Origin of the sequence: Campylobacter devanensis, from assembly GCF_002139915.1 — a bacterium.
Taxonomy (GTDB): Bacteria; Campylobacterota; Campylobacteria; order Campylobacterales; family Campylobacteraceae; genus Campylobacter; species Campylobacter devanensis.
Window position 1 is genome coordinate 1213607 of record NZ_CP018788.1, and the last position, 17853, is coordinate 1231459.

The following is a 17853-nucleotide window of genomic DNA, read 5'->3' on the forward strand; positions in this document are numbered from 1 at the left end:
TTTAAAATTTTGGTTAAATAAAAAATGGTAAAATCACCAAAAATTAAGGCAATAATATGGACAAATTCGATTTAAATAGCAAATTTTCACCTAGCAAAGACCAGCAAAACGCCATTAACAATATTGTAAACGCATTTAAAAATGGTGCAAAGTATAGCGTATTACTAGGCGTAACAGGTAGTGGCAAGACATTTACCATGGCAAATGTAATAAAGCAGTTAAATATCCCAACACTAATTATGACACACAATAAATCCCTAGCCGCTCAGCTATATAGTGAATTTAAAGGCTTTTTCCCACACAATCATGTGGAGTATTTTATAAGTTACTATGACTACTATCAGCCTGAGGCATATATCCCAAGACAAGATTTATTTATAGAAAAAGATAGCGCTATAAACGATGAACTAGAGCGCCTAAGACTATCAGCTACAGCAAATTTACTCGAACACGATGATACTATCGTGATAGCTAGCGTATCAGCAAATTATGGTCTAGGTAATCCAGCCGAATACAAAGGTATGGTTATTACTTTAGAGCGTGGTATGCAAATTAGCCAAAAAGAACTACTTTTAAAGCTAGTTGATATGGGTTATAAAAGAAATGATAGCTACTTTGATAGGGCTGATTTTCGTGTAAATGGTGATGTAGTAGATATCTATCCGGCATATTTTTGCGATGAAGCTATTAGACTAGAGTTTTTTGGTGATGAAATTGAAGAGATTTATCACTTTAACGCATTAGAGAATAAAAAAACTAAAAATTTAAATAAATTTATTCTATACGCAACAAGTCAATTTGTAGTCGGAGAAAATCGCTTAAAAGAAGCGATTAAGGGGATTGAGGCTGAACTAGATGAAAGACTTAAATTTTATGAAAATCAGGGGCGAATGGTTGAATATCAACGACTTAAGCAACGGGTTGAATTTGATCTAGAAATGCTAGCTACCACTGGAAGCACAAAGGGCGTAGAAAACTATGCTAGATATCTTACCGGTCAAAAAGCAGGAGAGACACCATACTCGATGTTTGATTATTTTGAAATGAATGGACAAGATTATCTAATTATAGTTGATGAAAGCCATGTTAGCCTGCCACAATTTCGTGGAATGTACGCAGGCGATAGAAGTAGAAAAGAGATCTTAGTGGAGTATGGATTTAGACTGCCTAGCGCACTAGATAATAGACCGCTGAAATTTGATGAGTTTATAGTCAAAAAAGGGAAATTTCTCTTTGTCTCTGCTACGCCAAATGAGTATGAAATTCAGCTAGCAAACAATCATATATATGAGCAAATTTTACGCCCAACTGGCCTGCTAGATCCTGAAATTGAGGTAATTAGTAGTGATAATCAAGTTGAAGTTCTTTATGATAGAGCAAAAGCTGTAATAGAACGAGGCGAAAGAGTGCTAATAACTACTTTAACAAAAAAGATGGCCGAAGAGTTAACAAGATACTATCTAGAGCTTGGATTAAAAATCAAATATATGCACTCAGATATTGATGCTGTGGAGCGAAATGAGCTAATACGCGGCCTAAGGCGTGGGGATTATGATATTTTAGTTGGGATAAATTTACTTCGTGAGGGATTAGATCTTCCTGAGGTGAGTCTAGTAGCAGTAATGGATGCAGATAAGGAAGGATTCTTGCGTTCTAAAACTAGCTTAATCCAGACAATGGGGCGAGCTGCTAGAAATGTAAATGGCAAGGTGATTTTATTTGCTAATAAAATTACTAGTTCAATGCGTGAAGCTATTGATATTACCTCTGCACGCCGCAAATACCAAGATGAATATAATAAAGCAAATGGTATCACACCAAAAAGTGCAAGTCGCAATATCGAAGATAGTTTAAAAGAGGATGATACTATAGAGCTTTACACTAAGGCTAAAAAGCTTGAAAAGATGCCAGCTAATGAGCGTGCTAAGATGATCAAGGAGCTAAGAACTATGATGATGGAAGCTGCTAAAAATCTTGAGTTTGAAAAGGCAGCCGCACTGCGTGATGAGATTGCTAAGTTACGACAAATTTAATCATTATAATGTTTATTATTACTAGAAAATAAATAATTTTTAATAATAAACCCTCGCAATGGCTAAGCATTGCGAGTAAATTTAAGCTATTAAAGATTTAAATTTAAGCTACTGTAGTAGTCTTAATATATTTTGCTGTACAGCATTTGCCTGACTCATAGCGTAGCTTCCGCTTTGGGCTAGTATGTTAAATTTAGAGAAGTTTGCACTCTCACTAGCAAAGTCTACATCTCTTATTTGAGATTCAGCTGATTTTACATTTACTTGGGTAACTGTAATATTATTTATAGTAGCTACTAATTGATTTTGTACTGAACCTAGGTCAGCTCTTAGCTTGTCTAGAGTTTTTCTAGCTGCTTCAGCTACATCAACCATAGCTTGAGCACCACCATAAGTATTTACGCCACCGGCTTGGTCTACTTCTTGACCGGCATTAGATGCGTTACCATTAAAAAATCCCATTGCTTTAGCCATTGTAGCACTAATTGTACCAGAGTTCATATATTTAAGATTTACCGATGTTTGATTATATGCCTTGCTAGCGTTAGCCGCATTAGATATTGCAGCATTGCCACTAAATACATGAGAAGCGATTAATGACATATTTTGTAGGCCTATTTTGATATCTCTAGCATCTTGGCGAATGAAAGTTAATTGACCTAAATATGTAATACCTTTTTCTGAAAAATTACCTTTCACGCCTCCAGCTATTGTAAAACTATTAACAGAATGTGTGTCTACATTGATAGCTCTACCATCTTTAGCAGCTAAAACTAAGCGACCATTTTCTAGACTTGCTTCTACTCCAGTCTCATCTTTTTTAGCGTTAATTGCAGCGATTAGAGCATTGTCAGAATCATTAGCTTTTACAGTAATATTTCCGATTGTTACGCCATTAATTGTTAAATCTTGTATTGTACCAGCACCAACAGCTTCTGACATAATCTGAGTATTATTAACTTTAACTTTTACACCAGTTTTATCTGAAACGCCATTCATCATATCAGCTACAGCTTTATAGCCATCTTTTGCTAATACTGTACCAGCAATTGCTTGAAATTCATAACCGTTAGGATATCCATCAACACCACTAAGTTTTACTGTTAGGGTTTGAGCTGATAAAGTAGAGACAGTAGATACAACAGTATTAAAAACAGTCTCAAACCTAGTATGTCCAATTGTATTTGAGTTTGTAGCACCTATGCTTACTTTAGCTGTTTCATTACTATAAGCACCAATTTGGAAGTTTTTGTTTGAAAAATTTCCATTTAGTAGCTGTTGGCCATTAAAGCTTGTAGTAGTAGCTATCATATCTAGTTCTTCAAGAAGTCTGCTAATATCATTTTGAAGTGCTCTTCTAGAATCAGCATTTTGACCATCTTGTGCTGCTTGAACAGCTTTGGTTTTAATAGTATCAAGTATTTTAATCTGTTCATCCATAGCTTTATCTGCAGTTTGAACAATACCAATTGCATCATTACCATTAGATATAGCTTGACCTAATGAGCTAGCTTGGCTTTTTAGTGAATCAGCAATAACAAGACCTGATGCATCATCAGCTGCTGTTTGAATTCTAAGACCTGAGCTTAGGCGACCAAGTGAGCTAGTAAGCTCTCTATCTGTGATTTGTGAGTTTGCGTGAGCATTCATCGCTGCGATGTTAGTATTTATTCTAAAGCTCATAACTTTTCCTTTGTGTTAATATTTCCCTATAAAACTTAAATCCATTTAGGGTGTGTTTTTATTATATCGAACCAAATATTAAAAAGTTTATATATGGGGGGGATTTTGATAAATTTGAAGAAAATATTGCAAATTTTTTAATAAATTTGAGAAATTTATAAAATTTAGATTAGATATTGTAGATTTAGGCTAAGTGATTTTATAATTTTTAGAGTGGAATTTAGATTGGATTGGATGAAATATTAAATATTATGGGGGTGTAATTAAATTTGTGGGTTTTGGGGTGGTTAATAAGTTGGCTATGGGATAAGAGTGAATTTGATAGTTTTTGGTTTATAGATAATGTTAGGTTTTAGCATTGGATTCACCCTAGCAAGATTGGGTTGTGCTAGGGTGATCACAGCATTTATCTATACCTTAATGCTGCTTGATGAATTTGCCATAAAGCATTTTCTAGTGCCAAATTCATAGCAGTCATTGCAATATTTTCACTACTCGTAGCATTATTTAAACCATCAAAGCTTTTTTTAGCGCTAATTATCTCATTTGATATTACTTTTCCATTTTGGCTTAGTTCTAGTGCAATCTGAATAAATGCATATCTTGGTTGAATACTCATTTCAGTAATATTTAATCCCATTTGCAAACTTGCATCACTACTTAATTTTAAATGGCAATTGCTATTTAAATATAATACCAGTGCTTTTTTTAACATATCTTTGGGACTAGCGATATATTTTGCATTATTCATTTTTGATACATTTATACCATCTTTTGTAATAATATCACGACTATTGTAACCATCTTGTACTTTGATATAGGCTAAATTTAGCATCAAATCAGCTCTTCTATCGCAAATTTGAGTTGCATTGCTATCGTTATTATATCCCAACTCATAATAGCTTAATTTTGGAGCATCCTTGGCTAAACAACCAGACATCAATACGCCAAAAATCACTGCTAAAATAGTGCTTTTAATCTCTACTTTTAAAGAAAAATTCATAAGGGTTATCCTCCAAATTATTTAAATTATTTTTTATTTGTTCTGCTAAATCATTTAGTTCATCTATGCTTTGCTGAACGGACTTAATAGTTGGCGCTAGCATAGTTTTAAAATCGATCTGGCCACTATTTATACGCTCATCGATATTGTTCCATGCAGTATTTATATCGCTAATACTCTTATCTAAATTAGCTGCGAGTCTATCTAAATTAGCACTCTTTAAATCTTGAGAAACAATATATAAATTATCGATAATTCCATCGATTTTATCCAAATTCTTATCGCTTGCGATAACATTCATTAGCGAATTTATTTTATTGATTGAATTTAGCAATTTATCTAAATTTTCTTGCCTTAAGGCTTCATCGATTTTGCTAGCAATTTTATCTAAATTTACGGTTAAATTTGCCGTTCTTGAGCCTATTTTATCCAATAAACCCTCACCTAAGCTAATTTGAGCTCTTTCATTTTTATTAAAAATTCTAGCCGTATCGCTACCTTTAGTAATATTTATATAAGCAATTCCACTAATACCTGAGCGTTCTACAATAGCTTGACTATCAGTTTTAATAGGCAAATTATCATCTATACTAAGCCAAATCTCAATCGTTGCTGAGTGTGGATCGCTAAAATATATATCTCTTATATGCCCTACTGGTACACCTATAAATCGTACCTCGCCATCTTTTTTAATCCCATTTGGCAGCTCTTTTGTAACTATATAATAATCCCTTGTTTCCTTGCTATTATATCCTTGCATAAATAATAAAAATATTCCAATAAACCCTACAACTAAGCAAAAAAATAGTCCAGCTATAAAATATGAATTTTTATTTTCCATCTCCTACCTCATCAAAAATAGATCTTTTAGGGGATTATCTTTAAATGCTAAAGCCTGTTTTAAATCCCCTTCAAAAGCGATTTTTTTATTATCCACTATCAAAAACCTATCCAAAATATTAAATATACTATCCACATCGTGAGTCACCATCACCACAGTAATACCTAAGCTATCACGCAGCTCACATACTAGTCTATCCATTGCTCTAGCACTGATAGGATCTAGACCAGAATTTGGCTCATCTAAAAATAAAACTTTAGGACTAAGTGCTAAAGCACGAGCTAAAGCTACTCTTTTTTTCATTCCACCGCTTAACTCGCTAGGATATAGACTCATTGCATTTGGCTTAAGACCAACTTTTATTAACCACATTTTAGCAATCTCATCAATGTCGCTTGAGTCAAATTTGCTATACTCTTTTAACATAATTGCAATATTATCTAATACGCTCATATTGCTAAAAAGTGCACCAAACTGGAACATAACACCCATTTGCAGCTTAATATTTTGTTGTTCTTCTTGTGTAGCTCTCCAGATATCAACGCCGCCAATTTTTACACTACCACTAGCTGGTTTTTTTAAAAATATCATAGTTTTAAGTAGTGTAGTTTTACCACTTCCAGATCCACCTAAAAGGCCGTAAATTTCACCGCTTTTTATATGAAAATTTGCTCCTTCATGTATTACTTTGCCACCATATGTAGTTACTATATCTTTACAAACTATCATATTTTAAGCTCTGTATAAATCACTGAAAATAACGCATCTAAAGCAATAATCCAAAAGATAGCATTTACCACGCTTTTAGTGGTTAGCTCACCTACGCTACTAGTACTCCCACTAACTTCAAATCCTCTCATACACCCAATCAGCCCTATCATTGCACCAAAAAATGGCGTCTTAAGCATTCCAACAAAAAAATGCCGTAATTCTACACTCTCTTTAAATCTTTGTAAATATTCATAAAAGCTAAAATCTAAATAAATTTTACATACAATCATCTGAGCAAAAATACTAATAGCATTAGCCAAAAATACTACTAATGGTACTGCAATTATCAGCGCCATAATCCTAGGCATAACAATAAATTTAAATGGATCAAAGCCCATTGTATTCATCGCTTCAATCTCCTCAGTTATTTTCATAACTCCAATTTGCGCTGTATAGCTAGATGCAGAGCGTCCAGCAATCACAATCGCAGCAATAAGCGGCCCAACCTCACGCAGCGTCATAATACCCATAATATCAACTACATAAATACTAGCTCCAAACTGGCTAAGCATACTTGCCCCTTGATAGGCCAATACTACTCCAATTAAAAAACTTGTAAGCCCTACAATTCCTATAGCCCCAAAACCAGCGCTAACTATATGATTAGATAATTCAGCAAACCGAATTTTAGTAGGTTTTTTAATCCCATCTAAAAGTGAAAATAAAAACTTACCCAAAAATATACAAAAATTAATAATATTTAGCCGTATATCAATAAATATTTTGCCAATTTTCTCAAGTGAATTTATACTGCTTGGTTTATAAATTTTTAGCCCTAAAATATCATTATCACGTACTAAAGCAAAGATTTTATCAAATTTATCATTTGAATTAATCAGCTTAAAATCTCCAAAATTTTTTGAGATAAAAATTGCCATCGCATAATCAATATGCTCTAAATTTTCTAAATCTAGCTTATCTATTTTTAGTTTTTTTAACTCTTTTAGTTGGGATTTTGGTGCTTTATAATCCCAAATTCCAATAAGCTTAATAGTGGTTTTATCTAATTTAAATTTCCCCATTTTAATTGCTTTAAACTCTTAAATCAACCTACTGATCAAAAAGCCCTTTTTCAGACTCACTCATTATATGTACTGGTGGTTTTTTGCCAAACATTTTATAGGTTTGATCGCTTAGAATTCTGCCTTTAGCTGTCCTTTGGATATATCCATTACTTAGTAGATACGGCTCTATAACATCCTCTATAGTCCCCTCATCTTCGCTTAGTGCTGCAGCTATAGTAGAAAGCCCAAGCGCACGAGTAGAATAAGCTAAAATATTTAGATATTTTAGATCCATCTCATCAAATCCAAGCTCATTTACCCCTAAGCTATCAAGCGCTATTTTAGCTCTTTCGTGGCTAATTTTGCTCTCATCAGCAACTTCAGCAAAATCACGAATTCGCCTAAGCAACCTAAGAGCGATTCTAGGCGTCCCACGACTACGCCTTGCTATCTCTAAACTAGCCTCTTTGCTAGCCAATTTACCTAGTTTATTAGCCGCTAAAGAGATGATTTGAGCTAACTCATCAGCGTTATAAAATTGTAATCTAAATTGCATCCCAAAGCGATCACGAAGTGGAGCTGAGATCATCCCTGCTCTAGTCGTAGCGCCTATTAGCGTAAATTTAGGTATATCGATCTTAATAGTTTGAGCCGCTGGCCCACTACCTATGATAATATCCAAGCGAAAATCCTCCATAGCCGAGTAAAGTACCTCTTCAATAGCTGGGCTTAGGCGGTGAATTTCATCTATAAATAGCACATCACCCTCTTCTAAATTTGTCAAAATAGCTGCTAAATCTCCACTTTTTTCTATCATTGGGGCTGATGTTATCTTGATATTTGCGTTCATCTTAGAAGCAATTATATGAGCTAAAGTTGTCTTGCCAAGTCCTGGTGGCCCATAAAACAAGGCGTGATCTAGGCACTCACCACGCTTTTTAGCCGCTGCGATAAAAACCTCTAAATTCGCCTTAATCTTATCTTGACCGATATACTCATCAAAATTTGAAGGCCTTAAGCTCACTTCATATTCAGCATCAAAGCTAACTCTCTCAATCTCTACAATCCTATCCAAATCCTAGTCCTACAAATCAAATTTATCAAATTTCGCACCCATTTTTTCATAATAATACGCCCCGCCCCTAATCTCTTTAACTGCCTTAAATCCATGCTTTTGCAAGAGCTTTAAAGCCTCTTTAGAGCGAGTTGCCGTAGCACACATTAGATAGAATTCATCATCTTTTTTAAAAATATTCTCTACAGAGCTTACAAATAGCGGATTTACCTTGCCACTTAAATTCGCATAAGTTATCAAATGCGACCCTTCTAAAATCCCAAATTCCAGCCACTCGCTAGGCAGCCTGATATCTACTATTTTGCTATTTGGTATATTCATATTGACTACTTGGGAATTTAATATTTCTTACTTCATCAGCGTAATTTTTCATCGCTTCACGGATCAAATTCGCCCCATCCATATATCTTTTGACAAATTTAGGCCTAAACTCATCATAAAACCCAAACGCATCACTCCACACAAGCACCTGCCCATCACAGCTAGCACCAGCTCCAATCCCGATAGTAGGCACTTTAAGAGCTTTTGTTATCTCTTTGGCTAGATCACTTGGGACGCCTTCTATTAAGACCATTTTCGCCCCAGCAGACTCTAAAGCCAAAGCATCTTCAAGGATGGATTTTGCCTCTTTGTCATCTTTGCCAACGACTCTATATCCGCCCTCTTGGCGTGAGAGTTGAGGCTTTAAACCTATGTGAGCGATCACAGCAATTCCATTTTGATTTAGTAAATTTATTGTAGGCGCTATCTCTTTTGAGCCTTCTATTTTTACAGCATCACAAAGGGTATTTTTGTAAATTTTCACAGCATTTTTCAAACTAATTTCTGGCGTGATAGTAGAGCCAAAAGGCATATCCACAACCAAAAAAGCCCTTTTAGCACCCCTTTGAACGGCTCTTGCGTGATATATCATCTCATCAACACTTATCCCCAAGGTCTCATTAGCACCGCCAAAACTCATATTTAAGCTATCACCTACTAAAATCATATCTGCGTAATCATCAAAAAGCCGAGCAAACAAAGCATCATAGGCTGTTATCATAACGATTTTTTCTCTATTTTTCTTAGCGATTAAATCAGTGATTTTTATTTTTTTCACGCTTTTCCTTTAATTTTTTGAAATATTTTACTAAATTTAACCTAAATTTTGTTACAATTTGGCAAAAAATCAAAGAGTAAATGATGGGTTTATTAAAAGAGCTAGAAGCAGATTACGATCTAGACATTATCGAGGACTATTTAACACACTTTGGCGTGATGAATGGATTGCTCGATAAGCTCATTGTAAATTTGGGTAGGAATGATAAATTTGATGCTAGTAGCTATGAGCTTAATAGAATTTTTCACAATATCAAAACTGCAAGCCAATACTTAGAACTAACCCCAGTAGTCAAACTAACTACGCTGGCTGAAGATATCACAGCAAAACTAAAATCTAAGCGTGGAACAGGAGTTACTGCTTCAAATGAGCTTATTGACTGGCTACTTTTAGTAGCTGATCAGATGCAAGGCTATTTAGATGATATAGAAAACGATGAGATATATTTAAGAATTCTAAATCCCAAAATCATCGCTATCCCTAATGAGATATTTAATTAAATTTTAAGACAAATTTGAGTATTATAATCGCCTTTTTATGGGGGTGACTTGGCTTCGACAGGAGTAGTGAGGTCACGGTGGCATGCAGCTTTTGGCATAGCTTAAAAAGCCTAAATAAAATTAAACGCAAACAACGTTAAATTCGCTCCTGCTTACGCTAAAGCTGCGTAAGTTCAGTTGAGCCTTGCTATTTGGCGATACTATCTAGCTAAATCAGCGAGTAATCTTAGATAGTGTAGCTTTGCTATTTGACGAGTAGTAAGGTGAAATTTAGTCTTAGCTTGGCTAGTTGTTTTGGGAAGTGAGCACGGCTGGGTGAAATTTTCACTTCTGCTAAGCATGTAGAGGCTGTGGGTTTGTTATTTTTGGACTGCGGTTCGATCCCGCACACCTCCACCATTTTTATTTTTTTAAGTTTTAATCAATCTTTTTTTTAATTCGTTTCAATTCCCTTATATTATTTATTTATGATACAATAACACAGAAAAGGTGGTCAATATGAGCTTAAATACAATATCAAATATAGGTGTTAATATACAAGAGAAAGCAACTGTTATCTGGAATGTAGCAGATATGCTAAGAGGTCCTTTTAAACCCCATGAGTATGGTTTGGTTATTCTACCTATGACTGTAGTTAAAAGATTTAATGATTGCTTAATACCTACTCACAATGCAGTACAAGAAGCTTATCATAAATTTAAACACCTAGCTGTTACAGATGGCTTCTTAATAGATGCTTCTGGTTATCGATTCTATAATATAAGCAAATTCACATTTGATTCATTTCAGCTGACCCACAAAATATTGAAGCTAACTTTAAAGACTATTTGACTGGATTTTCGTCTAACATTTAAGATATCCTAGCTAAAACTGAACCTAAAATATTTAATGATATATTCCCTAATATATTTAATAATGTCACTCAAGAAAGCTATAAGCAATCACAAGAAGCATACACTTCATTATTCCAAGATGTAACAAAATATAATACTATTATGCAAGTATTAGCAGATTATGTATATACTCAGATGAGAAAATAGCTATATTATTTAGCTATGATAGTTTAGGTAGCGATCTAGATGCGGTATATTCTTAACATACTGCATCTATTTTAAATTTGCATTACCAAAAGATAGCTTTAAGCTTAGTCAAATATATTTTAGCATAAATTCAACACAAAAAGGACATAATATTCATAGAGATGATGATGGAATATCAATATAATCTCAAAAGAGTTTAGATATTCAAATAGACCTTCAAGCCAAAATAATATAGATAATTAAAGATGAGATAAATATTAATCAAATTTGAACAATATAATTTTTATTAAAAATACTGCTAAAAACTTAAAAAAGGATTTGGATAAAGGTAAAATTTCTGTAAGTGGCGGACAGAGAGGGATTTGAACCCTCGAAGCCCGATTAAGACTTGCACCCTTAGCAGGGGTGTGGTTTCAGCCGCTCACCCATCTGTCCTAAAAAGAGCTGAAATTATACAAGCTTTTTACTTAAAAACCGCTTAAATATGCTCTAAAATCCTTTGAGTAATCTCTTTTGGACTATTTGCTTTATATATAGGCCTGCCAACTACTATAAAATCAGCTTGATTTTGCACCGCAGTAGCTATATCAGCTACTCTTTTTTGATCTGCATTATCCTCACCAAACGGCCTAATACCTGGCGTTAAGGTTAAAAACTCTCTACTAGTAGCCTCTTTAATAGCTAAACTTTCATATACTGAACAGACCATTCCATCTAGGCCGCTTGCGTATGCCATCTGCGACATATTTACTACGCTTTTTTTAATACTAGAGTTATACACGGCTTTAAATTCACTCTCATCAAAGCTAGTAAGAGCTGACACTGCCAATACTAGTGGCCTACTAGGCAAAGCATTTAATCTATCCATTACTGTTTTCATGGCTACTGCTCCAGCACTAGCGTGAATATTTATCATATCAGCACCAACTCTAGATACTACCTCGCAAGCATCTGCCATAGTGTTTGGTATATCATAAATTTTAAGGTCTAAAAAGATCTTAAAATCACTAATGCTTTTTAACTCTTCTATAAATTTTGCTCCATCACGCAAATAAGATCTAAGTCCAACCTTTAGCCATAAATCAAGCCCTTTAAGCTCTCTAGCTAGTGCTAGACACTCATCTTTTTGCGCCATATCTAATGCGATACAAAGCTTCACTTTTTATCCTTTGCGATAGCGTCTAAAACACCATTTATAAGCTTGATAGAAGATTCACTGGCTAATTCATTAGCTAGTATCACAGCCTCATTAATCGCAATAGCTGAGTCTATATCACTATATCTCATCTCGTAGGCTCCAAGTCGTAGAATTTGTCTTTCTACGCTACCTATCTCGCCTATTTTCCACTTGCCAAGATAGTTATCTAGCTGTTCATCAATGCTAGATAAATTTTCTAAAATACCATTATATAAGCTAATTGTAAAGCTCTTTTGGTCGTTTCTTATCTTTTTTTCTTCTAAGAACTCATCGCTAAAATGCTCCATCTCGCTACCCATCTCCTTAGCATATAGCAAACTAACGACGCACTGTCTTACTTGATGTCTAGTAGCCATTTTATCCCTTTAAATTTTCATACAAACTAAGCAACTCAATAACTCCAACCATTGCTTCAAAGCCTTTATTTCCAGCTTTTGAGCCGGCTCTTTCTATGGCTTGTTCTAGATTATCAACTGTTAATACGCCAAAGGTTACTGGCTTAGCGTATTTTAGCGTTATATTTGCTACGCCTTTAGTAGTTTCTGCGCTTACATAATCAAAATGCGGAGTAGAACCACGAATTACAGCTCCTACGCATACTACAGCGTCGAATTTGCCACTTTCTAGAGCTTTTTGGAGTGCCATTGGTATCTCAAATGCACCAGGAACTAAGATTAAAGATAGATTTTCTTCTTTACCGCCATGACGTAAAAACGCATCTTTTGCACCTTCTACAAGCCTATCAGTTATAATATGATTGAATCTAGCGTTGATTATAGCTATTTTTTCACTGCCTTTTAGGGCTAAATTGCCTTCTATTATATTCATTTTAACTCCTTATATTAATTTTAACATTATTACACTAAAAACTATCAAAAATAGATAAACTGCCTTTTTGATACCTATCTTTTCTTTATTAAATATTACTCCAACTCCAACAGCTCCAACAGCTCCAATCCCAGTCCAAACTGAGTAGGCTACTGACATTGGCAATATATTCATCGCAAAGCCAAGCAGACTTAAAGATATTCCAAAAGTTACTACTACAAGCATAAAAAGTGCAATCTTTTTGATATTTTGACTTTTTGCCATTTGATTTAAAAATACGACGCCTAAAACCTCACAAACTCCAGCACCAAAGAGCGCAGCTGTATATATCACGTTTCACTCCTTTTAAGCCCTAAAACGCCGATAATAATAAGCAAAATAAATAAAATTCTAAGGAAACTAATGCTTTGATTATTAAAATAGTTTGTAATTATCTCAGCGCCTACGATGAAAATTGTCCCAAATCCAATAAACATTGCATAAGCTATACTTGCACTAAGATATTTAAAGCTCATCATAAATGCCCAAAAACTACAACAAGCAAGCAAAGCAGTAATCATCCATTCAAATGGTGTATTAGCATACTTTAAGCCATAAGCCCAGCCAGCCTCAACACTAGCTCCGCTAATGACCCAAAAAAATCCTTTATTATTCACCTAAGGCGTCCTTAATTTTTTTGATCTGTTCTAAATTTGCTTTAAGGGCTTCAAGATTTAGCATATTTGGCCCATCGCACATAGCCTCACATGGATTAATATGCGTTTCATAGAAAAATCCATCCACACCCACAGCCGCTGCTGCTCTAGCTAGATATGGCACAAATCTGCTATCTCCGCCACTTGTAGAGCCATTAGCGCTTGGCATTTGAACGCTATGAGTAGCATCGAAAACAACAGGCGCAAACTCTCTCATAATAGGCAAACTTCTCATATCCACTACTAAATTTCCATAACCAAATGTAGAGCCTCTCTCGCATAAAAATACCCCATTATCCCTAGCAACGTCATAGCCAAATTCACTTACGCCACGAGTCTCTAAGACCTTTTTAACGCTATGTTTCATCGCATCAGGGCTTAAGAATTGACCCTTTTTGATATTTACCATAGCTTTGGTTTTGGCTGCTGCTACTAGCAAATCTGTCTGGCGGCATAAAAATGCTGGTATCTGCAGGGCATCTGCTACTTGCGCTACGGGGCTGGCTTGATAACTTTCGTGGATATCGGTTAAGATTTTAAAGCCAAATTCCCTTTTAACCTCATCTAAAATTTTTAAACCCTCATCAAGTCCTGGCCCTCTAAAGCTACTAATACTTGTGCGATTAGCTTTATCAAAACTAGATTTAAAATAAAAATCTATCCAATCTAAATTTGCAAACTCTCTAAGCTTACTAGCAACCTTAAATACCAAATCTCTACTTTCTATTACGCAAGGTCCTGCTATTAATATCATTTTTACACCTTAAATTTCATTTTAGCTATGATTATACCCAAATATTGCTAAATTACCGCTCACGAGCAACTAAAATTCCAGCACCAATAATCATTACAATACCTAAAAATGCCCAAGCATCAGGCAGGGCATCACCCAAAATTAACCCAAAAATCATACTAAAGATTACATCGCTATAGCCTACAGCTGCTACAACTCCTGCTTTTTTACTTGCTGCATAAGCTTTGGTTAGATAAATTTGAAATCCAGTAGCTAATAATCCCATTAATATCACCATTACCCAGCTAGTTAAACTAGGCATAATAAATGGACTGATTAAGAAGTCTAAATCTGGCCTATAATAAAAACTTCCTATAATCATAGATAATAAAGGCATAGCACTCCCACATAGCATAAATGATAATACAATAGCACGAGTATCATAGTGCTTTCTAAGTCCTCTAATACTAGTATAAGCAAGTGCCGCACCAATTCCACTAAGTAGGCCTATATATTCATCTTTGCTTACGCCAAGAGTTGGCTCAATAACAAATAAAATTCCAATAAATCCGATAAAAATCGCAAACCAGCCTAGATAGCTAAGTCTCTCTTTGAAAATAAAAGCAGCCAAAAGTGCTGTAAAAATTGGACTAGTCTTAGAAAATGTAAAGGCTGTTGCAAGGTCTATATGAGCAATATTGTAAAAAAATGCATACAGCCCAATTGTCCCAATAATTCCACGAAAAGCAAGTAGCCAAAACTTGCCACCAGCTTGATGAAGTGGCCTTTTATAAATCATCCAAATTATTAGCCCAAGTCCTATGATATTGCGAAAAAATACAATCTCAATAGAACTTAGCTCGCTGCTTAAAATTTTAGATAATGCTCCAGTCCCAGCAAAAAGCAAAGAGGCAATAAGCATATAATAAATACCCAAATGGCGAATTAAAAATCTGTTATATCTCATTTTTATTTTATATCCGGTTTTAATTTAAATTTTTAAAATAAAATATTAGTTAAATTTCATTGAATTTAAGATAAATATCACAATCAATCATTAAGCCCAATTTACTTTCGTACCTTACATGGATTACCATAAGCTATACTACCACTATCTATATCAGATACTACCACGCTACCAGCTCCAATAGTTATATCTGATTTGATTTTAATCCCTTGAATAATACTCGAACCAATCCCTATCCAAGTACGCTCACCAATATTTACACCGCCTGCTAAAGCCACACCAGGGCAAATATGCGCAAAATTGCCGATTATGCAATCGTGTTCTACTATAGCACCACTATTTATGATAACACCATCTCCAATTATACTATTAGCATTGATAATAGCCCTAGGCATTACCACGCTTCCGGTGCCAATTTTTACACTAGTGCTAATAATCGCACTTGGGTGGATGAGTGTAGCTAACTCAAATCCACTTTCAACTACAAGCCTTTGAAGTCGCTCCCTAGCTATAGTATTGCCAATAGCTATGATTATAGGATATTTTGGCAATTTAGGGCTAAATTTCACTCCGTTTACATCATCTAAAAATATTAAATCATTATAACCATTTATACGAGCTATATCAGCTACAACTTTAGCGTGACCACCATTTCCATAGATATACAAACTAGTTATTGCCACTAAATTTCTCCGTAGTTACCATACCATCTTTATTTATTCCATCTTTTTTTATCACCTTTTTAATAGTTAAAAAAGCAATTTTAATATCTAAATTTAGACTTAGATTATCAGCATAATATGTATCAAATTCAAATTTTTGCTTCCAGCTAATAGCATTTCTACCATTTACCTGCGCAAGGCCTGTAATTCCTGGACGGACATTATGGCGACGACTCTGTTCTTTAGAATATAGTGGCAAATACTCAACTAACAATGGTCGTGGTCCAATAAAACTCATATCGCCTTTTAAAACATTAAAAAGCTGCGGAAGCTCATCTATACTAAGCGCTCTAATCCTCTTTCCAAATTCTCCAAGTCGAACCTCATCGCTAAGCAAATTACCATTTTCATCACGAGCATCACTCATAGAGCGAAATTTATAAATTTTAAAAATTTTAGCATTTTTACCGGGTCGTGCTTGGGTAAATATTACAGGTGTCCCAAGATGTTTTTTAATCGCAAAATATGCCCACGCCATCACTGGTGCAGTTAAGATTATTAAAATTAACGCCCCTAAAATATCAAAAATCCGCTTAAAAAAATATCTATACACTCGCAATTTCCTTATAAAACTCAATATATTTTGCCGTAATTATCGGCTGGTTATAGTGTTTTAGTACAGTATTTCTAGCATTTTGCCCCATCTTTGTAGCTTCTTTTTCATCATCGAGCAACTTAGATATTTTTATAGCTAAATCATTAGCATCTCTAGCTTTACAAATCAAACCATGCAAACCATCAGTTATTGCTTCCTTACAGCCATCGCAGTCGCTTACAACTGATGGTTTTGCCATACTCATTGCCTCTAATACTGTTCGTGGAAAACCCTCTTTATAACTTGGTAAAGTAAAAAGATAGCACGATGAAAGCATATTGGCTACCTTATCACTCCAGCCTATATGACGCACATATGGTGAGCGTAAAAACTCCTCATCTAGACTAGATGTATTACCTAAATCACTTGAACCTACAAATACAAACTCACAATCTTTACGCCCGCTTAAGATCTTAGCTGCTTCATAAAATTCCATCACCCCTTTATCTTTTAACGCTCTAGCTATCATTAAAACGATTTTCTTATCACTTTTAAAATCATATGGAGTTACTTTTTGTGGGTCAAATTCACTTGCATCTACTCCTACACTTTTAATTCGTTTTATCTTGTTTTTTTGGATTAAGTGGCGGCTTAACATATAATTAGGATCTGAATCATTGACAAAAATCGTAGCCCTTGATAGTCTAAATGTGATAAAATATAGCCCTTCAATAGCTACTCTTATAAGCCTACTTTTTAGAGTATTGGATATATAAAAGCTACCTAAGCCCTCTACTAAATTTATCACGCATTTTACGCCTGCTTGCTTAGCTGCAAGTGTCCCAAATACATTTGATTTATGTGCTGATGTTTGGAGCATATCTAAATTTAATCCACCTAAAAGTCTAGCTAAATTTGCTGTATCTTTAAAAACTTTAAGAGGATTTAAACTAGCCTTATCAATATCATAATGCACTAGTCTAAACTCAGCACCAATAAGACTACTATACTCTCCCTTTGGCGCAATAGCAATCACTTCATGCCCAAGCGCCTTTAATGCTCTCATTATTGGCAAACGAAAGTGATAAATACTCATATCTGAGTGAGATAAAAACCCTATTACCAC

Annotated in this window: 21 protein-coding genes, 1 tRNA gene and 1 other RNA gene; 4 read left to right on the forward strand and 19 right to left on the reverse strand. The window is 34.7% G+C overall.

Annotated features, from left to right (window positions below; genetic code table 11):
- The first annotated feature begins 56 nt into the window (after nucleotides 1-56).
- Nucleotides 57-2033: an excinuclease ABC subunit UvrB gene (gene uvrB / locus CIGN_RS06055; protein ID WP_086228794.1), complete on the forward strand. Its 1977-nt coding sequence runs from the start codon at nucleotides 57-59 to the stop codon at nucleotides 2031-2033.
- A 108-nt stretch (nucleotides 2034-2141) separates the two neighbouring features.
- Here uvrB and CIGN_RS06060 read toward each other — a convergent pair whose 3' ends face one another.
- The 8 genes from CIGN_RS06060 to panB form a co-directional block, all read right to left on the reverse strand.
- On the reverse strand, nucleotides 2142-3716 hold the full coding sequence (locus CIGN_RS06060) for a flagellin B (RefSeq protein WP_086302783.1): 1575 nt from the start codon (nucleotides 3714-3716) through the stop codon (nucleotides 2142-2144).
- A 406-nt stretch (nucleotides 3717-4122) separates the two neighbouring features.
- Nucleotides 4123-4719, reverse strand: a complete 597-nt coding sequence (locus tag CIGN_RS06065) for a hypothetical protein (RefSeq protein ID WP_086302785.1) — start codon at nucleotides 4717-4719, stop codon at nucleotides 4123-4125.
- A complete protein-coding gene (locus tag CIGN_RS06070) occupies nucleotides 4691-5560 on the reverse strand; it encodes an MlaD family protein (RefSeq protein ID WP_086302788.1) in 870 nt (289 codons plus the stop codon). The genes CIGN_RS06065 and CIGN_RS06070 overlap by 29 nt, the downstream gene beginning before the upstream one ends.
- Nucleotides 5561-5563: 3 nt before the next feature.
- Nucleotides 5564-6289: an ABC transporter ATP-binding protein gene (locus CIGN_RS06075; RefSeq protein ID WP_086226642.1), complete on the reverse strand. Its 726-nt coding sequence runs from the start codon at nucleotides 6287-6289 to the stop codon at nucleotides 5564-5566.
- The gene (locus CIGN_RS06080; RefSeq protein WP_086302790.1) at nucleotides 6286-7353 is read right to left on the reverse strand and encodes an MlaE family ABC transporter permease; all 1068 of its coding nucleotides are present in this window, start codon (nucleotides 7351-7353) and stop codon (nucleotides 6286-6288) included. The genes CIGN_RS06075 and CIGN_RS06080 overlap by 4 nt, the downstream gene beginning before the upstream one ends.
- A 28-nt stretch (nucleotides 7354-7381) precedes the next feature.
- Nucleotides 7382-8410 (reverse strand): Holliday junction branch migration DNA helicase RuvB, encoded by a 1029-nt coding sequence (gene ruvB / locus CIGN_RS06085; RefSeq protein ID WP_086225164.1) that lies wholly within the window; start codon nucleotides 8408-8410, stop codon nucleotides 7382-7384.
- A gap of 9 nt (nucleotides 8411-8419) precedes the next feature.
- Nucleotides 8420-8731, reverse strand: coding sequence for a rhodanese-like domain-containing protein (locus tag CIGN_RS06090; protein ID WP_086244238.1), 312 nt, complete (start codon nucleotides 8729-8731; stop codon nucleotides 8420-8422).
- Nucleotides 8715-9509, reverse strand: coding sequence for a 3-methyl-2-oxobutanoate hydroxymethyltransferase (gene panB / locus CIGN_RS06095; protein ID WP_086302792.1), 795 nt, complete (start codon nucleotides 9507-9509; stop codon nucleotides 8715-8717). The genes CIGN_RS06090 and panB overlap by 17 nt, the downstream gene beginning before the upstream one ends.
- 80 nt (nucleotides 9510-9589) lie before the next feature.
- Here panB and CIGN_RS06100 point away from each other — a divergent pair, with 80 nt between their 5' ends.
- The 3 genes from CIGN_RS06100 (at nucleotide 9590) to CIGN_RS06110 (ending at nucleotide 10840) form a co-directional block, all read left to right on the forward strand.
- Nucleotides 9590-10009: a phosphorelay protein gene (locus tag CIGN_RS06100; RefSeq protein WP_236844746.1), complete on the forward strand. Its 420-nt coding sequence runs from the start codon at nucleotides 9590-9592 to the stop codon at nucleotides 10007-10009.
- A gap of 39 nt (nucleotides 10010-10048) precedes the next feature.
- Nucleotides 10049-10408, forward strand: a transfer-messenger RNA (tmRNA) gene (gene ssrA / locus CIGN_RS06105).
- Between the two features lie 99 nt (nucleotides 10409-10507).
- Nucleotides 10508-10840, forward strand: a complete 333-nt coding sequence (locus tag CIGN_RS06110) for a type I restriction-modification system subunit M N-terminal domain-containing protein (protein WP_202819620.1) — start codon at nucleotides 10508-10510, stop codon at nucleotides 10838-10840.
- A 553-nt stretch (nucleotides 10841-11393) separates the two neighbouring features.
- On the opposite strand, the gene CIGN_RS06115 is transcribed toward CIGN_RS06110, so the two are convergent.
- The 11 genes from CIGN_RS06115 to pglA form a co-directional block, all read right to left on the reverse strand.
- Nucleotides 11394-11484: transfer RNA gene (locus CIGN_RS06115), tRNA-Ser, on the reverse strand.
- 43 nt (nucleotides 11485-11527) lie between these two features.
- Nucleotides 11528-12208 (reverse strand): orotidine-5'-phosphate decarboxylase, encoded by a 681-nt coding sequence (gene pyrF, locus CIGN_RS06120; RefSeq protein ID WP_086302794.1) that lies wholly within the window; start codon nucleotides 12206-12208, stop codon nucleotides 11528-11530.
- Nucleotides 12205-12603, reverse strand: coding sequence for a transcription antitermination factor NusB (gene nusB, locus CIGN_RS06125; RefSeq protein ID WP_086226711.1), 399 nt, complete (start codon nucleotides 12601-12603; stop codon nucleotides 12205-12207). The genes pyrF and nusB overlap by 4 nt, the downstream gene beginning before the upstream one ends.
- 1 nt (nucleotide 12604) lies before the next feature.
- Entirely contained in the window at nucleotides 12605-13075 is a 471-nt protein-coding gene (gene ribH / locus CIGN_RS06130; RefSeq protein WP_086226712.1) for a 6,7-dimethyl-8-ribityllumazine synthase, read from the reverse strand.
- 9 nt (nucleotides 13076-13084) lie between these two features.
- Complete coding sequence (locus CIGN_RS06135; RefSeq protein ID WP_179186960.1) at nucleotides 13085-13408, reverse strand: DMT family transporter; 324 nt, start codon at nucleotides 13406-13408, stop codon at nucleotides 13085-13087.
- Entirely contained in the window at nucleotides 13405-13731 is a 327-nt protein-coding gene (locus CIGN_RS06140) for a DMT family transporter (protein ID WP_086302796.1), read from the reverse strand. The genes CIGN_RS06135 and CIGN_RS06140 overlap by 4 nt, the downstream gene beginning before the upstream one ends.
- Entirely contained in the window at nucleotides 13724-14524 is an 801-nt protein-coding gene (gene kdsA / locus CIGN_RS06145) for a 3-deoxy-8-phosphooctulonate synthase (RefSeq protein ID WP_086302798.1), read from the reverse strand. Before kdsA ends, CIGN_RS06140 begins: the two co-directional genes overlap by 8 nt.
- Nucleotides 14525-14576: 52 nt before the next feature.
- The gene (locus CIGN_RS06150) at nucleotides 14577-15470 is read right to left on the reverse strand and encodes a DMT family transporter (protein ID WP_086290382.1); all 894 of its coding nucleotides are present in this window, start codon (nucleotides 15468-15470) and stop codon (nucleotides 14577-14579) included.
- Between the two features lie 101 nt (nucleotides 15471-15571).
- Nucleotides 15572-16153, reverse strand: coding sequence for a UDP-N-acetylbacillosamine N-acetyltransferase (gene pglD, locus CIGN_RS06155; protein ID WP_101244929.1), 582 nt, complete (start codon nucleotides 16151-16153; stop codon nucleotides 15572-15574).
- Nucleotides 16140-16745, reverse strand: a complete 606-nt coding sequence (gene pglC, locus CIGN_RS06160; protein WP_086226716.1) for an undecaprenyl phosphate N,N'-diacetylbacillosamine 1-phosphate transferase — start codon at nucleotides 16743-16745, stop codon at nucleotides 16140-16142. The genes pglD and pglC overlap by 14 nt, the downstream gene beginning before the upstream one ends.
- Complete coding sequence (gene pglA, locus CIGN_RS06165; RefSeq protein ID WP_101244939.1) at nucleotides 16738-17853, reverse strand: N,N'-diacetylbacillosaminyl-diphospho-undecaprenol alpha-1,3-N-acetylgalactosaminyltransferase; 1116 nt, start codon at nucleotides 17851-17853, stop codon at nucleotides 16738-16740. The genes pglC and pglA overlap by 8 nt, the downstream gene beginning before the upstream one ends.

What these genes read in the sequence shown, in the direction of transcription:
- uvrB (WP_086228794.1), top strand. Translation starts at nt 57, where the DNA reads ATGGACAAATTCGATTTAAATAGCAAATTTTCACCTAGCAAAGACCAG.
- CIGN_RS06060 (WP_086302783.1), bottom strand. Translation starts at nt 3,716, where the DNA reads ATGAGCTTTAGAATAAATACTAACATCGCAGCGATGAATGCTCACGCA.
- kdsA (WP_086302798.1), bottom strand. Translation starts at nt 14,524, where the DNA reads ATGATATTAATAGCAGGACCTTGCGTAATAGAAAGTAGAGATTTGGTA.
- CIGN_RS06110 (WP_202819620.1), top strand. Translation starts at nt 10,508, where the DNA reads ATGAGCTTAAATACAATATCAAATATAGGTGTTAATATACAAGAGAAA.
- CIGN_RS06075 (WP_086226642.1), bottom strand. Translation starts at nt 6,289, where the DNA reads ATGATAGTTTGTAAAGATATAGTAACTACATATGGTGGCAAAGTAATA.
- CIGN_RS06150 (WP_086290382.1), bottom strand. Translation starts at nt 15,470, where the DNA reads ATGAGATATAACAGATTTTTAATTCGCCATTTGGGTATTTATTATATG.
- CIGN_RS06090 (WP_086244238.1), bottom strand. Translation starts at nt 8,731, where the DNA reads ATGAATATACCAAATAGCAAAATAGTAGATATCAGGCTGCCTAGCGAG.
- CIGN_RS06100 (WP_236844746.1), top strand. Translation starts at nt 9,590, where the DNA reads ATGATGGGTTTATTAAAAGAGCTAGAAGCAGATTACGATCTAGACATT.
- ribH (WP_086226712.1), bottom strand. Translation starts at nt 13,075, where the DNA reads ATGAATATAATAGAAGGCAATTTAGCCCTAAAAGGCAGTGAAAAAATA.
- CIGN_RS06070 (WP_086302788.1), bottom strand. Translation starts at nt 5,560, where the DNA reads ATGGAAAATAAAAATTCATATTTTATAGCTGGACTATTTTTTTGCTTA.
- nusB (WP_086226711.1), bottom strand. Translation starts at nt 12,603, where the DNA reads ATGGCTACTAGACATCAAGTAAGACAGTGCGTCGTTAGTTTGCTATAT.
- CIGN_RS06065 (WP_086302785.1), bottom strand. Translation starts at nt 4,719, where the DNA reads ATGAATTTTTCTTTAAAAGTAGAGATTAAAAGCACTATTTTAGCAGTG.
- CIGN_RS06080 (WP_086302790.1), bottom strand. Translation starts at nt 7,353, where the DNA reads ATGGGGAAATTTAAATTAGATAAAACCACTATTAAGCTTATTGGAATT.